The organism is Campylobacter australis, from assembly GCF_050586305.1.
GTDB lineage: Bacteria > Campylobacterota > Campylobacteria > Campylobacterales > Campylobacteraceae > Campylobacter_A.
Genome location: NZ_JAXUAA010000001.1, coordinates 68,471 through 92,053 on the forward strand (window position 1 = coordinate 68,471; position 23,583 = coordinate 92,053).

General features: G+C 36.4%; 21 protein-coding genes and 2 pseudogenes. All 23 read left to right on the plus strand.

Translation table 11 applies throughout. From position 1 onward, the window contains the following. Positions 1-8: 8 nt before the first annotated feature. The 23 genes and pseudogenes from U5B17_RS00320 to U5B17_RS00430 all read left to right on the plus strand — a co-directional run bounded on the left by U5B17_RS00320 (position 9) and on the right by U5B17_RS00430 (position 23,579). Positions 9-1,261: pseudogene (locus U5B17_RS00320) on the plus strand (DUF2920 family protein). Positions 1,262-1,689: 428 nt separating this feature from the next. Then, on the plus strand, positions 1,690-2,421 hold the full coding sequence (locus tag U5B17_RS00325) for a TorD/DmsD family molecular chaperone (RefSeq protein ID WP_430803384.1): 732 nt from the start codon (positions 1,690-1,692) through the stop codon (positions 2,419-2,421). A gap of 19 nt (positions 2,422-2,440) precedes the next feature. Then, entirely contained in the window at positions 2,441-2,614 is a 174-nt protein-coding gene (locus tag U5B17_RS00330) for a twin-arginine translocation signal domain-containing protein (RefSeq protein WP_230055906.1), read from the plus strand. 25 nt (positions 2,615-2,639) lie between these two features. Beyond that, positions 2,640-5,453 (plus strand): formate dehydrogenase subunit alpha, encoded by a 2,814-nt coding sequence (locus U5B17_RS00335; protein ID WP_430803385.1) that lies wholly within the window; start codon positions 2,640-2,642, stop codon positions 5,451-5,453. Positions 5,454-5,463: 10 nt separating this feature from the next. Next, positions 5,464-6,090, plus strand: coding sequence for a formate dehydrogenase FDH3 subunit beta (gene fdh3B, locus U5B17_RS00340; protein WP_430803386.1), 627 nt, complete (start codon positions 5,464-5,466; stop codon positions 6,088-6,090). Then, complete coding sequence (locus U5B17_RS00345) at positions 6,087-7,031, plus strand: formate dehydrogenase subunit gamma (RefSeq protein WP_430803387.1); 945 nt, start codon at positions 6,087-6,089, stop codon at positions 7,029-7,031. Before fdh3B ends, U5B17_RS00345 begins: the two co-directional genes overlap by 4 nt. 41 nt (positions 7,032-7,072) lie before the next feature. Next, complete coding sequence (fdhD, locus tag U5B17_RS00350; protein WP_430803388.1) at positions 7,073-7,852, plus strand: formate dehydrogenase accessory sulfurtransferase FdhD; 780 nt, start codon at positions 7,073-7,075, stop codon at positions 7,850-7,852. Next, a complete protein-coding gene (locus U5B17_RS00355) occupies positions 7,845-8,585 on the plus strand; it encodes a winged helix-turn-helix domain-containing protein (protein WP_430803389.1) in 741 nt (246 codons plus the stop codon). Before fdhD ends, U5B17_RS00355 begins: the two co-directional genes overlap by 8 nt. Before the next feature lie 225 nt (positions 8,586-8,810). Continuing rightward, a complete protein-coding gene (locus tag U5B17_RS00360; protein ID WP_230055912.1) occupies positions 8,811-8,999 on the plus strand; it encodes a sodium-dependent tyrosine transporter in 189 nt (62 codons plus the stop codon). A 429-nt stretch (positions 9,000-9,428) separates the two neighbouring features. Continuing rightward, positions 9,429-9,773 (plus strand): annotated as a pseudogene (locus U5B17_RS00365) (methyl-accepting chemotaxis protein); the annotation flags it as partial. A gap of 132 nt (positions 9,774-9,905) precedes the next feature. Then, positions 9,906-10,214, plus strand: a complete 309-nt coding sequence (locus tag U5B17_RS00370; protein ID WP_430803849.1) for a CZB domain-containing protein — start codon at positions 9,906-9,908, stop codon at positions 10,212-10,214. Positions 10,215-10,265: 51 nt separating this feature from the next. Further along, on the plus strand, positions 10,266-10,862 hold the full coding sequence (gene yedF / locus U5B17_RS00375; protein WP_430803390.1) for a sulfurtransferase-like selenium metabolism protein YedF: 597 nt from the start codon (positions 10,266-10,268) through the stop codon (positions 10,860-10,862). Then, entirely contained in the window at positions 10,859-11,887 is a 1,029-nt protein-coding gene (gene selD, locus U5B17_RS00380) for a selenide, water dikinase SelD (RefSeq protein WP_430803391.1), read from the plus strand. The genes yedF and selD overlap by 4 nt, the downstream gene beginning before the upstream one ends. An 81-nt stretch (positions 11,888-11,968) precedes the next feature. Further along, complete coding sequence (locus U5B17_RS00385; RefSeq protein WP_430803392.1) at positions 11,969-16,144, plus strand: sensor domain-containing protein; 4,176 nt, start codon at positions 11,969-11,971, stop codon at positions 16,142-16,144. Beyond that, the gene (locus U5B17_RS00390; protein WP_430803393.1) at positions 16,141-17,004 is read left to right on the plus strand and encodes an ATP phosphoribosyltransferase regulatory subunit; all 864 of its coding nucleotides are present in this window, start codon (positions 16,141-16,143) and stop codon (positions 17,002-17,004) included. Before U5B17_RS00385 ends, U5B17_RS00390 begins: the two co-directional genes overlap by 4 nt. Positions 17,005-17,007: 3 nt before the next feature. Beyond that, positions 17,008-18,258 carry an adenylosuccinate synthase gene (locus U5B17_RS00395; protein ID WP_430803394.1) on the plus strand — a complete coding sequence of 417 codons (1,251 nt, stop codon included), beginning with the start codon at positions 17,008-17,010 and terminating at the stop codon, positions 18,256-18,258. Next, positions 18,258-18,686 carry a flagellar export protein FliJ gene (locus U5B17_RS00400; RefSeq protein ID WP_430803395.1) on the plus strand — a complete coding sequence of 143 codons (429 nt, stop codon included), beginning with the start codon at positions 18,258-18,260 and terminating at the stop codon, positions 18,684-18,686. The genes U5B17_RS00395 and U5B17_RS00400 overlap by 1 nt, the downstream gene beginning before the upstream one ends. Continuing rightward, positions 18,679-19,248, plus strand: a complete 570-nt coding sequence (locus U5B17_RS00405) for a MotE family protein (RefSeq protein WP_430803396.1) — start codon at positions 18,679-18,681, stop codon at positions 19,246-19,248. The genes U5B17_RS00400 and U5B17_RS00405 overlap by 8 nt, the downstream gene beginning before the upstream one ends. Positions 19,249-19,355: 107 nt before the next feature. Then, on the plus strand, positions 19,356-19,907 hold the full coding sequence (locus U5B17_RS00410) for a DUF507 family protein (protein ID WP_430803397.1): 552 nt from the start codon (positions 19,356-19,358) through the stop codon (positions 19,905-19,907). Continuing rightward, entirely contained in the window at positions 19,904-21,022 is a 1,119-nt protein-coding gene (carA, locus tag U5B17_RS00415; RefSeq protein ID WP_430803398.1) for a glutamine-hydrolyzing carbamoyl-phosphate synthase small subunit, read from the plus strand. The genes U5B17_RS00410 and carA overlap by 4 nt, the downstream gene beginning before the upstream one ends. Beyond that, on the plus strand, positions 21,019-21,687 hold the full coding sequence (locus tag U5B17_RS00420; protein ID WP_430803399.1) for a sulfite exporter TauE/SafE family protein: 669 nt from the start codon (positions 21,019-21,021) through the stop codon (positions 21,685-21,687). The genes carA and U5B17_RS00420 overlap by 4 nt, the downstream gene beginning before the upstream one ends. Then, on the plus strand, positions 21,680-22,906 hold the full coding sequence (locus tag U5B17_RS00425; protein ID WP_430803400.1) for a PAS domain-containing sensor histidine kinase: 1,227 nt from the start codon (positions 21,680-21,682) through the stop codon (positions 22,904-22,906). Before U5B17_RS00420 ends, U5B17_RS00425 begins: the two co-directional genes overlap by 8 nt. Continuing rightward, on the plus strand, positions 22,899-23,579 hold the full coding sequence (locus tag U5B17_RS00430; protein ID WP_430803401.1) for a response regulator transcription factor: 681 nt from the start codon (positions 22,899-22,901) through the stop codon (positions 23,577-23,579). Before U5B17_RS00425 ends, U5B17_RS00430 begins: the two co-directional genes overlap by 8 nt. Positions 23,580-23,583: the final 4 nt, after the last annotated feature.

The window sequence follows — 23,583 nt, forward strand, 5'->3', positions numbered from 1 at the left end:
GAGATGCTATGATAGTTAGTAAAACCTATGAAATTCCATCATGTGATGATGTCGAGCTTGGTATAAAGCGTAGCTCGCTTCTTGAGTTTAAGTTAAGTTACGAAGATAGTAAAGAGATAGAGGCTATCATCTTTATAGTGCCAGGGCTTGGCGATGATGCTGATATTAACTATAGAGAGCATTTAGCAGAGTTTGTAGCTAGCGAGTTTAATGTTGCGGTCGCTAGTGTAAATTATCACTGCATAGGCAATAGACCACAAACTGGTTCTACATTTTTTATGGATGAGTTTGATAGGAAAATTTTATCCCAAGAGTGTCAAAAGATAGGTGTTGGGCTAACTGGTGATATGAGTGCTCTTGAAAATTTTGACAAAATGTATCAGTTTTTAACCAACCTTGATAGCCATATAACCCAGTGCAAACAAAATGGCTCTTTATCTTATGAGTTTATAATGCACCTACCGCTAACGCTTGCTCCGACAAAAAATGAGTATCAAAACTACGGCATTATGCAAGCACAAGATCTTATAAATGCCTTACTTTACATTAAGTCAAATATAGCGCGGGGGGGGGTAAAAATTTACCTTGCGTGATGATAGGTAGCTCACACGGTGGCTACTTAGTAAATATGGCAGCAAAGATCGCTCCTTGGCAGGTAGATGGCGTTATAGATAATAGCAGTTATGCCATTATCCCTTGGCGCATGATAGGCTTTGGTAAAGAGATTGACTATGTAAAATACTGCTGTTTTTGTGCAAAAGAATTTTTTGAGAATATTTTTATTTACGGCTCTGATAAGACAATGTGGACACTTGACAAAAGCTCTGCACATTTCTTTTCTCAAGCTCATGAAGATATACGAAATGTCTTAAATTTACAACATCTAAAAGAGCAAAGCAAGCAACATAAACCCATATATGTTGGTTATCATTGCGGTGTTAGTGACTTTATAGCACCACCGCAAGATAAGATAAAGCTTTATAATGAGCTTAAAAATTTAGGCTTTGATGCGACTTTGCATCTTATAAAAGATCAAAGTGAAGTTGATGGAAGATTTATTAAAAATTTAACTCATGGCATGGGTATGTCATATAAAGAACTTATCAAAAAAGAGCTTGCGTTAATGCTAGAAAAAATTTCAAAACAAAAACAAATACGGACAAAAAAGAGAAGTATCAGCTATATAAGCGATGATCTTATATATAAATTTGCGCAAAAAAATAACAAAATCGAGCTAAAAATTTCAAAAATTTCGCTTTAGTTTCGTAAAAAAGTGAAATTTTGACTATTTTTTGATAAAGGATTTTAAAATAAAATCCATTTTTATACTTAAAAATTTATAAAAATTTTTCTAAAAGCCATTTTTTGGTTAAATTTTTTATAAGAAAAATGTATTGAAAATTTTTTGTATTTTTTTTAAAAAATTTAGTTGATATTTGCTTATCAAAATATCGTAAAATCAATGTAAAAATGGTTATATTTTCACTTATAAGGCGCTTAATTTTAAGCTGTTTGTAATATGCAATTAAGGCATATTTAAGACAACTTTAATATAAAAAACTTATTTTTTCTTAAGTTAAGTAGTTAAGCAAGTTTTTGATAAATTTCTCAGCATAGAAATCCTACCTAGTCTAAAATCCTAATTTTAGCGACTAGATGAGATGGCTATGATCTTTTAAGGAAAGAGTAATGAGTGAGCATGAAAGAATTTTAAATGCTAGAGCTATCTATTACTTGCTGTTTTCACAGCTGTTTGTTTTTACGCAAAAATCAGATAGATACGACGGTGTTTTAGACTTATTAAATACTATAAAAGTTTCCCCTCTTAATAGCGAATGTGAAGAAGCTATAAAGAGATTAATCCCAAAATTCCAAAAACAAAACTTACAAAATATATCTCAAGAATATGACGACATTTTTCACTCGCCACCATCTCCTGTAAGTAATACTTTTTCACACTATGATGAAGGTTATGAGACTGGTAGTGCTTGTGTAAAAGTAAGAAATTTAATAGCAAAAACAGATATTAGAAAAAATGAAGAAATTTTTAAAGAAAATGAGGATAATGTTGGTTTTTGCCTTTTGCTAATGCATGAGTTTATAAAAAATGAGCTTAAGCAAAATGAACAAAATAGTGAAAATCAAACCTATGCAGGCGATCTTTTTAAAGAGATTATAAATCCTTATATAGATGAATTTATCGAGGCTACAAGTGCGCATCAGAGCGCTGATGCTTACGCTGATGCTTGTGTTTTGCTAGAAAATTTCGTTGAATTTGAGCGAGTTTTTTATGCTGCACCAAAGCCTATTTTGGAGAAAAAGATAAAATCAACTGGTCGGATTTCACGCTCTGAAACTCTTATTAGAGAGGTAAATCGTAGAGCCAGAGCCAAAGAACGAGAATTAAAATTTGAAGAATAAAACTATAGAAAGGAAAAATATGCAAAAACAAGATAGACGCGAGTTTTTAAAAAAACTCATGGCGGGAGCCGGAGGCGTTGGTGCTGTTGCAATGGGCGTAAAAGCACTTGATGTCAAGGAAGACGGTGAAAAAAAGCAAGTTTTATATACAAGAAGTAAGACTTGGGAATTTTACTATAAGCAAGCAAAATAATTAAAAAAACATGAAAGGAAAAAGCATGAGAGATAGTTCATCGCCACAAGTTGGCAGACGCTCTTTTCTTAAGATGGCAAGCTTGGGTGCAGCTGTCGGCGCAACTGCAGCTTTTGCTTCAAGTCCAGCTGTTAGAAAAGCAGGCGAGCATGAGATAGGTGACCCATATAAGGGCTCAAAAATTGTCAAAACAATATGTACAGTATGTTCTGTTGGCTGTGGGGTTAAGGCTGAAGTTCAAAATGGAGTATGGGTGCGCCAAGAGGTTGCGCAAGATCACCCAGTAAGTGCTGGTGGACACTGCTGTAAGGGGAGCGATGTCATTGATATGGTACGCTCACACTGCCGCGTGAAGTATCCGATGAAAAAAGTCGCTGGAAAATGGAAACGCATAAGCTTTGATCAAGCGCTAGATGAGATCGGTGCTCAAATGAAAGCATATCGCGAGAAAAACCCTGAACAAGTTATGTTCTTGGGTTCAGCAAAAGCAAGCAATGAGCAGAGCTATTATATAAGTAAATTCTCTGCGATGTTTGGGACAAACAACCTAGATCACCAAGCTAGAATTTGACATAGCGCAACAGTCGCCGGTGTGGCGAATACATGGGGTTATGGCGCGATGACAAACCACCTTGGAGATATTCAAAAGGCGAAGTCTATATTTATTATCGGTGCAAACCCAGCGGTTAATCACCCAGTTGGTTTTAGACACTTTTTAAAAGCGAAAGAAAATGGCTCAAAGCTAATCGTAGTAGATCCAAGATATACAAGAACGGCAGCTAAGGCCGATTATTTCGCACAAATTCGCCCAGGAACAGATATACCGTTTATGTATGGTATGATAAATTTGATACTTCAAAATGGCTGGGAAGATAAGAAATTTATAGATGATAGAACTTATGGTATCGATAAAATTCGTGAAGAAGCGGCAAAATGGACACCAGAAGTTGTTGAAGATGTCACTGGCGTACCAGCTGCAACACTAAAAGAGATAACAGAAGTTTATGCGAAAAACCGTCCTGGTTCAGTTGTTTGGGCGATGGGTCTTACTCAGCACACTATAGGTAGCTCAAATACTCGTATAGCTCCGATTTTACAGCTTGTACTTGGAAATATGGGAGTTGAAGGTGGCGGTACCAACATCCTTCGTGGTCACGATAATGTTCAAGGTGCGAGCGACATGGCAAATGCCCCAGATAGCCTACCAGGATATTATGCTAAAAATGAAGATAGCTGGAAGTATTTTGCCAAGATGTGGGGCGTTGAATATGAGTGGTTGCAGAAAAATTTCGTAAAACCTGAGTGGATGTTTAAGCCAGGATTTACATTAGCTCGTTGGTGGGCTGGTCCGCTAAATGGTAAAGATGGTAACGATCCTATTGAAAATGCGGGTGATGCATTAAAGGCGCTTATAGTTATTGGTAACGGTATTACTTCGGTTGCACAGCAAGCAAAAATTCAAGAGGGCTTAGATGCGCTTGAGTTATTAGTGTTAGTTGATCCGTTTGTAAATGATGCTGGTGTCATCACAAATAAAAAAGATAATATCTACTTGCTTCCAGCTGCAACACAGTTTGAAACAAGCGGTACAGTCGTTGCCACAAACCGTTCGGGTCAGTGGAGAAGCCAAGTTGTTCAGCCACTTTATGAGAGTAAGCCAGATCATGAAGTGTTATTTGAGCTTGCAAAGCGTATAGGTTTTTATGATGAACTTACTCGCACTATCCGCGATAGCGAGGGTAAGATAAATTGGCCTGAAGCTGCAACAGCAGAAATAGCTCGCATAGTAAAATCAATAGGCTATACAGGCTGGACACCAGAGAGACTAAAACGCCATCAAGAAAACTGGGATAAATTTGATGAGCTTACACTTATGGGCAAGCCTGGCACACCAGTTGAAGGCGAGTACTACGGACTTCCGTGGCCATGCTGGACAGAAAAACACCCAGGTAGCCCAGTGCTATATAATGTCAATGTGCCAGTTATGAAAGGTGGTATGGGGTTTAGAAATCGCTTTGGACTTGAGCATGAAGGTGTTAGCCAGCTAGCTGCTGAAGGTTCTGCACCAGTTGGCGGAGTACAAAGTGGCGGCTATCCGCAAATCACAAAAGAAAATATAGAAAAAGTTCTTGGCATAACTTTAACCGATGAAGAGAGAGAAAAGATCGGAGCTTCATGGGCTACTGACGGTAGCGGTATAATAGCTGAAAAATGCATGGAAGCTGGCATCGCACCTTATGGCAACGCAAGAGCTAGAGCAATAGTTTGGACTTTTGCTGATCAGATCCCACTTCACCGTGAGCCTATCCACTCACCAAGGACAGATCTAGCTAAAAAATACCCAAGCTTTAAAGATAAGCCAAACCACTACAGGGTATTTACGAAGTATGAGAGTTTGCAGCAAAGTGCTGATTTTGCAAAAGATTTCCCTGTCAATTTAGTAACAGGACGACTTGTAAATTTAAGTGGTGCTGGTATGGAGACAAGAGCTAGCAAGTATCTTACACGCCTTACGCCTGAGATGTTTGCAGATATCCATCCAGATATGGCAAAAAGCTACGGTATAAAAGATGGCGATATGGTTTGGATACACTCACCTGAGGGTACAAAGATCAAGGTCAAAGCGCGTCTTGTTGCTTCTGTAAAATCTGACTCGATATTCTTGCCATTCCACTGGGCTGGATATATGCAAGGTGTTGATATGACTGGAAATTTCCCTGATGGCACTAAGCCTTATAGTGTAGGCGAAAGCGCAAATACCGTAACAAACTACGGTTATGACATTGTCACGCAAATTCCAGAGACAAAAGGCGGATTGTGCCGTCTAGAAAAAGCGTAAGGGGTGAGAGATGAGTGAAAAAATTTCAAGATTAAAATTTTACTGCGACGATGATAGATGTATAGACTGTAACGGTTGTGCAGTAGCTTGTGACGAGGCTCATGAGCTACCTATTGGTGTTCGCCGCCGCCGCGTGATAACGCTAAACGAAGGTATTATTGGTAAAGAGATTTCTACTTCGATTGCTTGTATGCACTGTGAGGATGCGCCTTGCGCTTTAGTTTGCCCTGTTGATTGTTTTCATATTAGAGCTGATGGCGTTGTGCTTCATGATAAGGATGTATGTATTGGCTGCGGATACTGCCTATACGCATGTCCATTTGGTGCACCACAGTTCCCAAGAGAGGGGGTGTTTGGTGTTAAAGGCGCGATGGATAAATGTACAATGTGTGCAGGCGGCATAAATGTAGCGACTAACTCAGAACATGAATTTGAAGAGTATGGTCAAAACCGTATAGCAGAGGGAAAGGTGCCTGTTTGTGCAGCAATGTGCTCGACTAAAGCTTTACTTGTGGGAGAATCTGATATAATAGAGCAGATTTATCTTGATCGGGTCAGCGCAAGAGGATATGGTATTAAAAATATCAAAGAATCTCCGACATGGAAAATCGCATATTACACAAAGGATAGAGTATGAGAGTATTATTTGCTTTTATCGCATCGATAATGAGTGCGTTTGCTCTAAATTTACCTGATGGAACAAATCAATACGACAGTAATGTTTGGGCGGCAGGAAGGATTGAAAATATCACAGGCTATGAAGATGGCATGGGAAAAATTTTCACCTTTATCCAAGGTAATGACTATTTTGCTTACGGCGTTGTAGCTATAATCATTGCTGTTATCGTTGCATTTGCACTTCACTTTTTAATCGTCGGACCAAAGCACTTTAGCCACGATGGTAAAAAAATATATGCATTTGATATAGTTGAGCGTGTTTCTCACGGTATCGCAGCCATTTCATGGGTTATTCTTGTTCCAACAGGCATTATCATGATGTGGGGTTCTGCATTTGGTGGCGGTGCATTTGTTAAATTTATGAAAGATCTTCACGGACTTTCAACGATTGCATTTGCGATTTCAGTTGTGCCGATGATTTGTTACTGGACAGTTAGAATGCTTCCAGTTGTTTATGATATTCGCTGGATGTTTATCGTAGGTGGATATTTGTCAAAGAAAAAGCGTGCTATCCCAGCTGGTAAATTTAATGCTGGACAAAAAGCGTGGTTTTGGGTAGCAATACCTGGTGGACTTGTGATGATAGCAACTGGTGCAGCAATGTATTTCCTTGACTTTCAGGCGGTCCCAGTTGCTACTTGGCTTGGAATTTCACAGATTGAAGTTTTAAGATGGAGTGCGGTTATACATAATATTTTAGGTATCGTATGCGCGGTATTCTTCCTAGTTCATATATATATGGCAGCCATCGCTATTCATGGTGCTATTTGGTCAATGGTTCATGGATACAAGGAAGAGGAAGAGGTTTATGTGCTTCACCATTACTGGTACCAAGAACTTGTTTCTAAAAACAAAATTCCAGTTTCAGAATACGAAAAAGTATATCCGAAACTAAAATAATCCTAAAGACCCCCTTTTGGGGTCTTTTTTAAAGATGAGAAATGCACCCTATTTTTACTACAAAGATAACAAAATTTAGAGCCGATGAGAGTTTTGAGACTGATGATATTTTAGTCCGCGAGATCAAACTAGACATAAGGATAAATAGTGTTAAAGTTGGAGCTATGATGGCTACTCCGACCGATCTTGAAGCTCTTGGTATCGGTTATCTTTTAAGTGAAAATATCCTTGAAAGCTACTCTGATGTAACAAGTGTGAAATTTGATGAAAGCGAACTGGTTTTAGATGTAGTGGCAAAGGTTGATGAGGCAAATCTTAAAAACCTAAACACCGAAGCAGTCATTATAAGTGGCTGCGGCAGAAGTGTAACTGCAAATGTAAATCCTGCAAATATTCAAGCCAAAGTCATAAAACAAGGTGTTAGTTTTGCTAGAAGTGAAATTTCAAAGCAAATGAGCGAATTTTACACACAATGTGAGCTTTATGAAAAAACGGGTTGTGTGCATACCGCAAAGCTTAAGATAGGTGATAAATTTTATATAGGTGAAGATATCGCTCAGCACAATACTATAGATAAAGCCATTGGCAAGGCAGCGATGGACGGAGCAAATTTAAGTGATGGGCTTTTGATGGTAAGTGGTAGGCTTAGTTCCGAGATGGTTGTAAAGGCAGTTGTGAATGGACTACCTGTGCTTGTATCACGCACAGCACCAACAAGTCTCGGGGTGCTGATAGCTAGGAAATTTAATCTAACTCTTTGTGGTTTTGCACGGGGTGAAAATTTAAATGTTTATAGCGGTACGGAGCGTGTTCATGCGTGAAAAGATTATCCAAATGATACAAAAGCTAAAAAATGATAAAGGTAGGCTTGATTGTGGTGTTGCATTTAAGATTGCTGCAAAGCTTGGATGTGATATAGGGCAGGTTGGCGAAACTGCCACTCAAATTGGCGTAAAGATAGACGCCTGTGAGTTAGGTCAGTTTGGTAAGCTTCCTATCGGACTTGGTAGCGTGCTAACTTATAAAGATATAAAAGGCAAACTTGATGAGCGTGGTCGTATATTTTGCTCAGATGCTAGAGATGCAGCAAAGGGCGTGGGTCTAGGTAAAATTCGTGGCACTTTAAGGGATTATAATATTGATGTAAAATACTGCCAGCTTGGCTGCTTTAAAGAAAAAAAAGGTAAAAAAATGATCGTAAAAACTAAAACTTGGATAGAAAACTCAGAAGGCGAGCTACTTTTTGGTAAAGGAAAGACCGAAGTTCTTGAAGTCATAGCAGAGGCTGGAAGTATCGTAAAGGCGGCTGAAATTTTAGGAATGAACTATAAAAAATGTTGGAGTCACCTACAAATTTTAGCTAAAAATTTAGATGAAGAGCTTGTAAATACAAAACAAGGCGGTGGTGAAAACGCAGGAACTACGCTAAATCCAAGGGCTTACGAGCTTATAAATGCCTATAAGCAGCTTCAGCGTGATATAGAAGATTTTGCTAATCAAAGATTTAAAGAGCTATTTTTATCTGATGTAAAAGATCGTATAACTGGCAAATAAAATTAGTTTTTTATCTTTTGCAAGAACTTAAATTTTATATATCTTTTCAATTAAATTTATTGATTTTTATGTAAAAATATATGCATAAATTTCATATTTTATATGCTTAAAATGCAGAATTTCAAATGGTAACAATGCATTTTTATTTTACATAAGAATTTATGAAATTCTTATGTAAAATTTTTAAAAATTTTGTATTATAAATAAACTTTAAAAGGAGAAGAAATGTTTATCAAATTAAATGACCGTGTTTATCTAAATACAGACCGTATTACAAGAGTAAAGATTGATAATGTCCAAGACGGCATTCGTATCCGCTTTTATGAAGGTGTTGCACAGGTTGCAAAGAGTGGTCGCTTTGAGAGTTTTGAAGCAGCTCAAAAATGGCTAGAGCAAAATTTCGCTGGCAAATAATATCCAAAAAATGGGCGCAAGTGGCGTCCATTTCAAAACTTCAAACATATAAATTTTAAAAAACAAACTTAAATTAATAAAAAATATTATAAAATATTGCAAATTTTTCCGAGGAGAATAAATATGTTTGGTGGTAGTAAAAAACTTTATGAGGCGCAAGCAAAAATCGAGACTTTAAGCCTAGAAAACGAGAGTTTAAAAAACGAACTTTTAAATTTAAGAGCTGAGCTAACCAACTTAAGTAAAAATTCACAAGACAAAAACTCTGACACAACAGCCAAAGATACGCTGGTTGAGCTTTTAGTAAATAGCTATGGTGATGGTATAAATTTCTTGCAAGGAACCATGGAGGATAACCTTATCATGCTTGATGAGATGAATAGCTTAAATAACCAAACTGTCGCTAAAACGCAAGTTTTAGAGCAGCAAATGGGTAGTGTTGTGGGTTCGATGCAAGAGGTGGAACAGACAAGTAGCGGACTTCATACTAATGTCTCGTCGTTAAATGCAAGCGTTGATTCGATTGTTGAGATTATAAATTTGATAAAAGATATTTCAGATCAGACAAACTTACTTGCGCTTAATGCAGCCATAGAAGCGGCTAGGGCTGGAGAACATGGACGAGGTTTTGCTGTTGTTGCAGATGAAGTTAGAAAGCTAGCTGAACGCACTCAAAAAGCCACGCAAGAAGTTGAAGTAAATATCAATGGCTTAAAGCAGAATGCAAATTCTATGACTGAGATGGCTGAGTCTTTTGCTAGACTCTCTTCACAAGTTTCTAGTACGCTTGATGATGTCTATAAAAATATCGAAAGTGTAAGAAATAACGCAAATTTAACACTAAATCAAACGCTAAATGTAACCAGCGAGATCAATGTGAGTAATGGCAAGATAGATCATATAAACATGAAGCTTGATGGATATAAGGCATTTTTTGCTGGCGAACACCACAATATACCAGACCATCATAGTTGCAGATTTGGCAAATGGTTTGCCCAAAATGTGAAAAATTTTACCCAAAGTGAAAGTGCTAATATAAACGAAGTTGCAAAACATCATGAAAATGTACATAATGGGCTTAATAAGGCGATTAAGATATTTTCAGATAAGAATTCTGATAAAAAAGATGGCATAAGTGTATTTAAAGATGTTGAGAATTCAAGCAAGCATGGTTTTGAGCTACTTTTAAGTATCGTTAAAAAATCAAGAAAATAGCAAAAATGACAAGGGCTAAGGCTTAGCCAGACTACATTTTAAAGGAAAAACATGCAAATAGACTGCAGAAATTTAGACTGTCCCCAACCAGTTATAAACACAAAAAATACACTTAGTGAGCTAAAAGATGGCGAAATTTTAGAAATTTTAGTAAATGCCATAGCCCCAAAAGAAAATATATCTCGCTTTTTAAGCTCACAAAAACAAGCCTTTACGATAAGTGATTTAGAAAATGGAGAGACACTTTTTCGTGTTGTTAAAAACGGTGAACTAAAAGATATAAGTCTTGATGAGTTTAACTGTGAAATTCCAACAAAATGCCAAAAAGTACTTTATCTAAATGAAGATAGGGCTGGGAGCGGAGAAGTTGGTGAAGTGCTTTTATCAAAATTTATAGCAGCTTTTATGCAGGTGCAAAGTAAGCCAAGTACTATTTTGCTTGTCAATACGGCTGTAAAGATGACCACTGACCGCTCGCACCCTAGCTTTCGTGCGCTAAAAGAGCTAGAAAATGTAGGTGTTAAAATTTTAAGTTGCGGTAGCTGTTTGGAGGCTTATAAGCTCGTTGATAAGCTAGCTATCGGTGAGATTACAAACGCCTTTGAAGTGGTTGATATTTTAAGTAAAAATGATGTGATAACTCTATGATATATAATGATAAAAAGCTTACAAAATTTGTCCGTGCAGCGGGTTGAGCAGCCAAACTTGACCCGGCGGGTCTAAACAAAAGTATCGGTGCACTAAATTTATCCCATCCAAATTTGCTCTCATCCACGACAAGCAACGAAGATGCAAGTGTTTTTAGGCTAAGTGATGACTTGGCGCTTGTTCAAACGCTTGATTTTATCACGCCAGTTGTAAATGATCCTTTTGTTTACGGGCAGATAGCTGCTGCAAATTCTCTTAGCGATATTTTTGCTATGGGCGCAAGCGTTATAAACGCTTTAAATATAGTTGGCTTTGATAGCTGTAACTTTGAAAGTGAAATTCTTTCTGAGATCATGGCTGGAGGAGCCAGCAAAGTCAAAGAGTGTGGAGGTGTCGTAGTTGGTGGTCATAGCATAGCAACGCCTGAGATGTATTATGGGCTTAGTGTAACTGGTGCTATACACCCAAAGAAATTTTGGGCAAACAACACAGCAAAAGTTGGTGACTTGCTTATCCTTACAAAGCCGCTTGGTACAGGTGTTTTAAGCACAGCGATAAAGGGTGATATGCTAAATTTGGAACAGATAAAAGAGGCGGCTTTTTATATGTCGCAGCTAAATTTTTATGCAGTCGGTGCGATGAGTGAAATTTGCGTGCATGCAGCTACTGATATAACTGGCTTTGGCTTTTTGGGGCACCTTTTTGAGATGGGACGAGATGATATAGCGTTTGAAATTTTTACTCAAAATATTCCGATACTGCAAAGCGCAAAAGAGATGGCTGATATGGGTCTTTTGCCAGAAGGAAGCTATAAGAACCGAGAATTTGCAAGTGCTTATGTGGATGGTAAAGCCAATATGTTGCTTTATGATGCGCAAACTTCAGGTGGATTGCTTTTGGCTATATCACAAAAAGATGCGCAACTTGCTCTGAATAGACTAAAAGAAGTTGGTTACATGCAAAGCGCAATAGTCGGCGAAGTTTTTGAACGCAAACCTATACAAAAGCTTATAAATTTAAGTTGATTTAAGATATTATAATAATAAAACAAGTAAAATTTTGTTAAAATCCAACTCTAAAAAGTCCATATAAAGGGTTTTATTTTTATGTTATCAAAAATTTTTAAGAACGCAAGCGGACTTTGGTTTAATATTGGGCTTAGGCTTTTTATAACCTATCCGATAGTTTTACTCATCCTAATAACGCTCGTGTTTTATATATTTAATTCAAGAGTAGGTGATATAAAATTTAACCTTCGTGATTACAACAACCAAGTTCAAAATGTTATAGATAATAAAATTTTTGAGATAAAAAAAGAATTTGAAATTTATACAAGGCATGCTAATGCACATGAATATAGCCTTGAAAATAATATAGATGTAGCTCTTGCCCAGCAGCTTTTTGATGAAAATTTTAAAGCCTACTACTTTATCGATGAAAATGCAAATGTTTTACATAAAAAAGTAACAGATGGCGCCTATGCTTTAGATACTTTTGGAGGTAAATGGATATTTGAAACTACTGAAAAAAAGCCATTTATTATCTCAAAATTTATATCAAGTAGCGGACATGCAAGGGCGATTTTTGTATCGTATTACATTGGTCATAAGCAAAGGTTGGTTGCTGAGATAAATTTAGCAAAGCTTAGTGGTGAGATTCTAGCTTTGTCAAATCCATATCAACACTCAACCTACATCTTTGATATCGATGGCAACATCATTCAAACTATAGTTCCAAATATCATCGAAAATAATATGATCGGTAGCAAAATAGACACCAAAGAGGTAGATAGGTATTTTACAAAAGATGGTTTGGTGGAGCTTTCATATATAAAAATGCAAGCAAATTTAGCCACATACAATGAAAACTTAGGTGTATTTGTTTTAGTTTATACCCCACGCATGCAAGCTATTGGTCTTGATATGTTCTTTTTTGGACTGGCTCTGTTTTTATTTTTTATATACACGACAACTTCGATAGGTAATATCAGATTTGCAAAGTATTATGTAAAAAGACCTATGGATGAGATAAATAAATGTATCGTCGATCAAAATTTTAATCAAGATGAGAAATTTCTAACTGAGTTTCAGACTGTTTTTGATAAGTTAAAAGAGCTTTATGATAAGAGCAAAGAGCAAGAAATTAGGCTTGTTGATTATAAAAAACGATATGGATATATATTTGAGCAAAGTCCTCTTATTGTCTTAATCTATGATGCTTACGATGGTCAGATAGTTGATGTTAGTCAGCAAGCGTGTGAGTTTTATGGATATAGTTACGATGAGTTTGTTAAGTTAAATTGCAAAGATATATTTTTATCAAAATTTGAAGAAGTTATCTTTGATGTAAGACGATGTATAGAGGATAAACATGGCTCTTTTACCGCTCAACATATCTTAAAAAATGGTGACATAAGAGATATGAGCGTTAGAAACTCTGCTGTTAGTGCAAACGATAAAGAGTATATCTTTGCTATAGCAACTGATATAACAGAGCAAAATTTTGCCAAGCAAAACCAAAGAGTAATGGCAGAGTACTACTCGGCGTTTAATGAGATTATAATGATTGGCAAAAAAGATGACATACTTAAAATTTCTTATGCTACACAAAATATCGAAAAACTACTTGGTATAAAACACTCAGATGTTATAACTGGAAATGTAAATTTAAAAGATTATATCTTTGAAGCTGATAGGCTTGGTTTTATAAATGAGCTGGAGCTCGCAAGGCGATTTTTCACTATTGCTAGTGGAGCAAAAGATCTTTTAAGTTTTGTGATAAGATTAAAAACCCCGCTTTTTACTGGAGTTTATTATAAGATAGGCGTGAAGTTTTTTAAAGATACGGAAGGTAAATTTGATGCGGTTGCCTATCATATTAGCGAATATTCCGAGCAAAAGCTATTGATAGATAAATTTGAAAATGAGCAAAAGACAAATAAAAATCTAATCTGGGCATCAGATACTATACCATTTGAGTATGACCCAAGTGAGCAAGTGATAAAAACTAGCAGTGAATTTGGTAAAATTTTGGGCATTGATAGACTTGCTATAGTTAGTATAGATCAAATCAGGATGCGAAAAATAGTTGGTGAGAAATTTATAAATTTTGATAACTTTTTTGCTGATATTTGTGTTGAAGAAGGCGTTTATATCGGTGAGATAAGGACTAAAGATATAAATAAAAAAACCATTTGGCTAAGCCTTAGGGCAAGGCAAACTACTCTTAGCAAAGATGGAGTAAGTAAAAAAATAGAGGGGGTATTTACAAATATCACCGATCAAAAAATTTCACAAGGCTATCAAGAGCTAGCTTCAAGGCTCTTTTCATACTCAAAAGACAGCATAGCCATTTTTGATAAAGAGTGGAAATTTATAGATGTAAATGAAAATTTCTGCAATGAAATGGGCTATGAGTATGACGAAATTTTAGGCTCTTCAATACACATTTTAAACTCACGCTTTACAAGCTCACAAGAGTATGAGAGTATCTTAAGCGCTATTCAAAGCAGTGGTGTTTGGCAGGGTAGAATTTGGATAAAAAATAAAAAAGGAGATGATAAATTTATCCTTGTCAATCTCTCAGAAGTAAGTGATAAAGATGATGTTGTGGCTTATTATATCGGTGTTTTCTCTGAGATTGGTGAGATACGGACTACTCAAGAGTATCTAGATTATATTGCTTACCATGATCCGCTTACAAAACTACCAAATAGATATTTGTTTAATCAAAAGCTAAGCCATGCTATCGCTCAGCAATATCATGCGAAGCAAGTAGCGCTTGCTTATTTGAATTTTGATGGATTTAAGGCGATAAATAACACTTATGGCTATCATGCTGGAGATAAATTTTTAACTGAAATTTCAAGTAAGATAGATGTATTGTTTGAAGATCGGGATATGTTTGCTCGCATTGGCGGTGACGAGTTTGTGGCTATCATCTTGCATGAAAATGTTGGTGAAGTTTATGAGCTGGCTGAAAATATACTTCGCATAGCGTGTGCAACCATATATCATGAAGGCAAAAAGCTATTTGCAAGTGCAAGTATCGGTATCTCAGTAAATGACTCTACAAAAAATATCTCAGCTGAAAATATGCTAGAACAAGCTGGCTGGGCTATGTATAAAGCAAAACTAAGTGGCAAGAACCGATACTATGTCTTTGATCCTAAAAAAGATAAAAGCTTAAAAGATCAATATGCTGACAGCTATAAAATTTTAACAGCCCTTGAAAATGAGCAAATTTTCATCGAGTATCAGCCAGAAATTGATCTAAAAACCAACGAAGTTGTAAGCTTTGAAGCTCTTATACGCTGGGAACATAATGGAAATATCGTCTATCCAAATGAGTTTTTGCCGCTTATACAGCAGCAAAGCGTAATCGAAGACATTGCTATCTTTGCGATAAAATCAGCTCTTAAGGCACAAGCTGCATGGCAAAAGAGTGGCAAGAGTGCAAATGTTTGTGTAAATATAGGTATTCTTGAGCTTTGCAGTGATAGCTTTTATATGAAATTTAAAGAGCTTGTTTTAAGAAATAGTGATGTAAATTTAAATTCTTTGTTTATCGAGATAATTGATGCAAACAATGTCACAGACTTAGTTCAGTCAAGTAAAATTTTACAGCGCTATAAGAGTTTTGGCGTTTCGTTTGTGCTTGATGATTTTGCTAGCAAGACAAACTCATTTGAGGCACTTGAGCTGTTGCCGATAGATAAGATAAAGGTTGATAAGAATATTTGCACATATATGTTTTTTAATAAAAAAGCCTTTTCTACGGTTCGCATTATAAAAAATGTAGCCGATATGTTTGAAAAAGCACCAACCATTAAAAACCTGCAAGACGCAAGCACGCTTAAAATTTTAAGTGGTCTTGGATTTAGAAATTTCCAAGGAAATTTCTTTGCTCGTCCGATGCGACTTGAGGATGTATTAAAGTATGAATTTAAGGGTATTAGCGGTTTTGATCCTAACTATAGCATAGATGATGAGATGTTTAACAAGCTTGCAGAGTGTATCGCTTTAAAAGAGTATGCACAAAATATCATCTCAACATTAAGCACCCGTCACATTTTAGATGATAGTGAAATTTTTATAGGGTTAAAAAATGAAATTTTGCCAAAGCTTAATGAATTTAGCTCAAGCGAATACACAAATATTGTTAATAACCTAAAAGAGGCCTTTGCTACGAGTGATAAGATGCGAACTTTATCGCTGGCACGAGCGGCAAATATCATGTGTGCTGAAATTTTAAACATTGATGGCAAAGAGAGTATTTTATGAAAGACAAGAGTATGACAGAGGTTTATGAACACGAAATTCCAGTCGGTTCACGACTTTATTTTGGCAAAAGTGCAGCGACAAAACGCAGTATCGAGCAGCTTGCAAGCGATCTTTTAAATAGCGAGGGTTTTAGCGAAATTTTAACACCATTTTTTTCCTATCATCAGCATTTAAGTGTAAATCCTACTATGCTTTTAAGATTTAGTGACCATGCAAATCATGAAATAAGTTTGCGTGCAGATAGCACAGTTGATGTTGTTCGTATTGTTCGAGCAAGACTAAAAGACGAACTTCATAAAAAGTGGTTTTACATCCAGCCGATATTTAAGTATCCAAGCAGTGAGTTTTATCAAATAGGAGCTGAACTGATTGGAGAAAGCGAGCTAAGAACCAGCGTATCGCTTGTTTCAAATATTTTAAACAAGCTAAAATTTGATGCAGTTTTGCAGCTTAGTAATATCGAGATCCCGCATACTATATGCAAAATTCTAGGTCTTGAGATAGAAATTTTTGAAAATGGACAGATAGAAAGAATTCTCTCGCAAAACATTCCATGGCTTGAGTCTTTGGCACTTTTATCAAACAAAAAAGAGCTTGAAGATGTTATAAGTGTAGTTCCAGACGCATTAAAAACTCCACTTAAAAATTTGCTCACACTTGTTTGCTCGGTCAGTCATGAAAATATACGCATAGTCCCTCTTTACTACTCAAAAATGAGATATTATGATAAGTTGTTTTTTAGATTTTTAAGTCAAAACTCGATAATAGCAGGCGGAGGAAACTACGAGATAGACGGCGTTGCAAGCAGTGGTTTTGCGATTTATACAGATGCTTTAGTTGATAAAATTATGGAAAGGTAGAAAATGAGAAAAGCTGATTTAGTTGTTGGGGTTCAGTGGGGAGATGAAGGTAAAGGCAAGATAGTTGATATGCTGGCAGCTGATTATGACCTTGTGTGTAGAAGTCAAGGTGGACATAATGCTGGTCATACTATATGGGTAAATGGCGTTAAATACGCCCTTCACCTTATGCCAAGCGGAATTTTGCATAAAAACATCATAAACATCATCGGTAATGGCGTTGTCGTAAATCCAGCGGTTTTGATCAAAGAGATGCAGCAGTTTGGTGATATTAACGGTAGACTTTTTATAAGCGATAGAGCGCACTTAAATTTAACCCACCATAGTCTTATTGACCAAGCAAAAGAGCGACTAAAAGGCGATAAGGCTATCGGTACTACTGGCAAAGGTATAGGGCCTTGCTATATGGATAAGATAGGCAGGTCTGGTCACCGTGTAGGCGAGCTTTTGGATCCAGCTAAGCTTTGCGATGCTTTAATAGCAGATTTTGAGGCAAACAAAGCCATACTCGATGTTCTTGGAGTTAGCGTGCCGCTTCAAGCTGAGCTTTTGGCTGAGCTTGAAGGTTATAAGCAAGTGCTTGAGCCGTTTATAGCTGAAACTACACAGATAGTTTGGAAAGCCATTGATGAGGGTAAGAAAATTTTACTTGAAGGCGCACAAGGAACACTTCTTGATATAGATCATGGCACTTATCCTTATGTAACAAGCTCAAACACCATAAGTGCAGGCGCTTGTACAGGACTTGGACTAAATCCAAAAGAGATAGGCGAAGTTATAGGTATCATAAAAGCTTATTCAACTCGTGTAGGACATGGACCTTTCCCAACTGAAGATAAAACAAAAGCTGGCGATGATATGTGCGAAATAGGTAAAGAGTATGGCACTACAACAGGTCGTCGTCGTCGCACTGGCTGGTTTGATACAGTTAGTGTAAGATATGCTTCACGCCTTGATGGAGTTGATAAATACGCTTTAATGAAGCTTGATGTGCTTGATGGCTTTGAGAGTGTGAAAATTTGTAAAGCATACGAGTATAAAGGCAAAGTGATTGATTATGTTCCTACTGACCTTGAGAATGCAACCCCTATATATGAAGAGCTTGCTGGCTGGGGTAAAACTTATGGTATAAAAAACTATGATGAACTTCCAGAAAATGCAAAGATATACATTAAGCGTATAGAGGAGCTAACTGGCGTAAAAGTTGGTATCATCTCGACAAGCCCTGAAAGAAGTGATACGATAATAAGGTAATGAAGAGCAAATTTACTCCAGTAGTTAGTGTCAAAAAACAAGCCCTTGACAGACTAGAAAGTAAAGTAGCCATGGCAAGGGCTAATATTGCAAGGAAAAAAGCAGAGCTTCAGGAGGCGCAAAATGCAGCAAATGCCTACCAGATGCCTACACAAGGCAGTATGAGTGAGCTTCGTGAGAGTTTGGAAATTTTACGGATAATGAATGATGAGCTAAAAACTATAAAAGCCGAGCTAAATATTGCCGAGCGTGAGCTCACGCATTTTACTCACCAGTATAAGAATGCAAGTCTTGAATTTGAAAAGATGAAATTTTTAGAACAAGAGGACATAAAAGCAGTGTTAAAAAAGAAAAAACGAGATGAAGAGCTTGCTCTTGATGAGTTTGCCACGATGAAATTTGCACAAGGATTAAAACAAAATGGTTAAATTTTTTATATCTTTGATACTTCTTAAAGTCGCACTTTTTGGCTATGATGTTCCAGTTGATTGTGTGCAAATTTTTGAAGCTAGAAAGGCTGAGATACAAAAGGAAGTGGAGCTTATTGACGAGCAGCGCCAAGCACTTGAGGCTTTTCGGGCTAGTACTAGGACTTTGTATGAAGAAAATTTAGCAAAACTTGCTAAAAAAGAGGCAGAGATAAATGCGACAATGAATCAAGTTGAGCAAAAACGAAAAGAGATAGATACTCAAATAGCTTCAAATCAAAAAATTTTAGATGAGCTAAAAAGTGGCACAAGTGGCAAAGTTACGCTCTCTTATGCGAAGATGAAAGACCAAGCTGCAGCAGACACTCTTTCTGCGATGAGTAGAGCAGAAGCCACATCAATAATAGCAACTCTTGACCCAAAGAAAATTTCAACTATTATGGCAAAGATGACCCCAGCCGTGGCTTCTGAGATAACTGTAATGCTGCAAAAAGGACCACCTTTTATCGACAAACCAAAAGAGCAAAGCATGGACGCACCAGCTGGAAATATACTAAACTAAGTTTAAAACTTCACAAATACCTTAAAAGCTCACAAAAAAGGTAGAAATTTTAACGGATTTTTACCTTTTATTGGCTAAAATATCCCAAAATTTTTAAAAGGCTAACAATGCGCATTAAACTACCACATACACCATATATAGCACACAAGATAGCAATAGATCTATTTGCCTCTGGCTTTGTTACACTTTCGGCTGGTATCGAGCCATTAGTTAAAAAGGCGCAAGAAATTTTAACTGCTGATGTCCAAAAAGAAAGGGCGCTTGAAGAGCGTGCGAATGAGCTTTTGGAAAAAAACGAAGATGAGATGGAAAGTATGCAAATAGACCGCAAAAATATGTTCTGGCTTATCAAAAAACGCCTTGCTGGCGAATTTGGTTTGATGCTTTCATATGAGGATAGGTTTAGCAATATTGCACATAAAATTTTAGATGAGCTGATGAGAAATGACTTGATTGACTACAATGTCTCAGAAAATCGCATAAAAAATATCATTTACACCTCTATTGACACTTATCTAAAAACTTATGAAACCATCGAGGATGAGGTCATGGAGAAAATCGATGGCTATAAGCGCAAACTCATACCTGGCACTGAGGAGTATGAGATGGTTTTTGAAAAACTATATCAAGAAGAACTCAAAAAAAGAGGCATGCTATGAACGCCTACATCTATATGCAAAATGGCACATTTTTAACAGCAAAAGCATTTGGTACACACGGTGAATGTGCTGGGGAGATGGTGTTTAACACCTCGCTAACTGGTTATCAGGAAATAATAAGCGATCCAAGTTATGCTGGGCAATTTATAGTCTTTACGATGCCAGAGATAGGTATCGTAGGTACAAACGATAATGATATGGAGAGCGTTAAGATACATGCTAGTGGTATTTTAGTACGCAGTTTTAACGATAAAGCTTCAAATTTTCGCTCACAAAAGTCGCTATCTAAATTCTTTGAAGAGCAAGGGAAATTTGGTGTTTATGATATTGACACTAGATTTTTAACAAAAATGCTTCGTGATGAAGGTGCGATGATGTGCTACATTTCAACGCAGATTAACGATAAAGATGAGCTTAAAAGGCGTCTTGAAAAGGCTGGAAGTATAGCTGATACAAACTATGTAGCTATCGTTAGCGCAAAAGATGAGTACTCGCATAAAAAAGCAGCTTGGGATAAGGAGATTATGTCCTATAAGCCACTAAAAAGTATCGGCAAGCGCGTTGCTGTGCTTGATTTTGGGGTAAAGCAAAATATCTTAAATGAGCTTTGTGAGGTCGGACTTGAGGTTGATGTCTATCCGCATGACACAAAGGCTGAGACTTTAATACAAAAATTTAAAAACGGCGAGATAAATGGTGTATTTTTATCAAACGGACCAGGAGAGCCTAAAAATTTAGTTAGTGAGATAGCTGAGATTAAAAAGCTTATAGATGCTAGAGTTCCTATATTTGGTATCTGTCTTGGACATCAGTTGCTTTCTAATGCCTTTGGCTATCCAACTTATAAGCTAAAATTTGGTCAGCACGGAGCAAATCACCCAGTTTTAAATCTGCAAACACAAAAAGTTGAGATAACTGCGCAAAATCATAATTATAATGTGCCAGAAGAGATTGCACAAATAGCTGAGATAACGCACAGAAATTTATTTGATGATACGATTGAGGGAGTTAGATATAAAGACTATCCGATATTTTCAGTTCAGCACCATCCAGAGGCTAGTGGCGGACCAAACGAGAGCAAATACATCTTTGCTGAGTTTTTGAAAATTCTTTGAGTTTAGACATTAATGTCGCTAGCATCGTTAGCGTAGCTGTTTTATTATCTTTTAGCCACTGCATAGGTATGTGCAGTGGCTTTTTTGCACTTTGTGCAGTTGCTTTTAAGCAAAAAAGTATCTCACAGGCATTTTTTTTAACGCTTATTTACCACCTTTGTCGTATAGTTTCTTATGTCGTTTTAGGTGCTTTATTTGGTGCTTTTGGCTCGATTTTTTTAATATCAAATACAAGCAGGGCTGTACTATTTTTTGTGGTTGGAATTTTGCTTGTGATTGTTGGATTTGCACTTTTAAGCCGTGGGAAATTGTTAAATTTTATAGAAAATGATAAAATTTCAAAATTTATCACAAAAAAGACACTAGCATTAAGAAATTTACCAGAAATTTTGAAATTTTGCCTATTTGGAATACTAAATGGACTACTTCCATGCGGTGTTGTGTACTATTTTTTAGCAATGTCTATAGCAGGCGCAAATGCCCTTCAAGGAGCGTTTATCATGGCACTTTTTGGATTTTCCACACTGCCAGCTATGTTATCAATAAATGTAGTTTTTAAATTTATCACGCAAAAGTTTAAGCAAATTATGTTTAAAATAGCAATTTTGATTATAATACTAAACGGAATTTATCTAGCTTTTTTAGGATTTATGGCAAATGGATGACATAAGAACAAAATTTAAACAATATCAAGATGCTATAGAGCGTAGCAATATTGTTTCAAAAACCGATATACACGGTATTATAACATTTGTAAATGATGAATTTTGTAAAATGAGTGGCTATACTCGTGAAGAGTTGGTAGGGAAAAACCACAACATTGTTCGCCATCCAGATGTCCCTTCTTCGACTTTTAAAGAGCTTTGGGCCACTATACTTTCAAAAAAAGTTTTTAAAACCATTGCCAAAAATTTAGCAAAAGATGGTAGTGTAGTTTATCTAAACACTACTATATCGCCTATACTAAACTCAGAAGGCGAGATAGAGGAATTTGTTGCGATTCGTCATGATGTCACGCAGATTATAAATTTAAATGATAAGCTCTTACAAAAGGAGAGCGAACTAATAACACTTAATCAAAGCTTAGAACAACATGTTAGAGAAAAAACTGCCGAGTTGCGTGAGTTAAACGAAAATTTGCAAAACATCATACGAGCTGAGATAGCTAAAAATGAAGAAAATACTAAAATTTTGCTTGTTCAAAGCAGGCTTGCTAGTATGGGCGAAATGATAGCAAATATCGCTCATCAATGGAGGCAGCCATTAAATGAACTAAGTATAACGCTTTTTAAGATTAAAAAAAATGCTCAAGATCTTAATGAGCTTGAGAAATTATATGAACGCTGTAAGGACATTATAAAAAGTATGTCAAATACCATTGAGGACTTTCGTGGCTTTTTTTCAAGTGATAAAGTGGCTGAGAATTTCTCTCTTAAAAAAGCGGTAGATAACGCTAAAACAATGCTTCAAGGCACATTTAGTCGTGAGGGCATAGCGATAAAGGTTGATGTAAAAAAAGATGTGTTGATTTATGGTTATGAAAGTCAGCTTACTCAGGTTTTAATAAATTTGTTAAATAACGCAAAAGATGCTCTTGTGGAGCGTTTGATAGAAAAAAGGCTAGTTATTGTTGAAATTTCAAGCGATAGTGAGTTTGGTTTTATAAATGTTATCGATAATGCGGGCGGGGTAAAAGATGAGGTAATAGATAAAATTTTTGAGCCGTATTTTACAACAAAACATAGCTCGCAAGGCACTGGCATAGGGCTTTATATGTCAAAAATGATTATTGATAGATTTAAGGGAGAGTTAAAAGTAATGAATGTAAAAAATGGAGCATGTTTTAGTATAAAACTACCATTAAAAGGGGATGAAATTGAATAATGTTTTAAAAGATCTTACGGTCTTGATAGTTGAGGATGAGAGCGAAACTAGGGCATTGATGGAGCAAATTTTATTAGATGAGTTTGCTAAAGTTATAACTGCCCAAAATGGTGATGAGGGGCTTAAAAAGTTTAAAAAATTTAGCCCAGATATAGTTCTTACTGATATTGCCATGCCGATTGTAGATGGGCTTGATATGACCGATGCGATAAAAAAAATTTCAAGCACAACGCCCATAATCGCACTATCTGCACATAGTGAAAAAGAGAAGCTTTTAAAGGCGATTGATGTTGGGATAAATAAATATATCATGAAGCCCATCGATGTAGATGAGTTTTTAAGTACTTTAAAACAGGTTGCCCAAAGCAAGATAGCGCAGTTAAATTTGATAAAAATATCAGATGATTGCGCCTTTAATAAAACAAAAAAGGTGCTTATAAAAGGAGACACTGAAATTTCTCTTACAAAAAAAGAGCTTGCGTTTATCTCTCTTTTGGTTGAGCATCTTGATAGTGTTGTGCTTCATGATGATATAAAAAGTGTTGTTTGGGTTGGAGAAAGTGTTAGTGAGGCGGCGATTAGAACATTTGTAAAGAGAATTCGTGATAAAGTTGGCTGTGACCTTGTAAAAAATGTTCCAGGCTTGGGTTACAAAATTGATACAAATTTCTAAAATA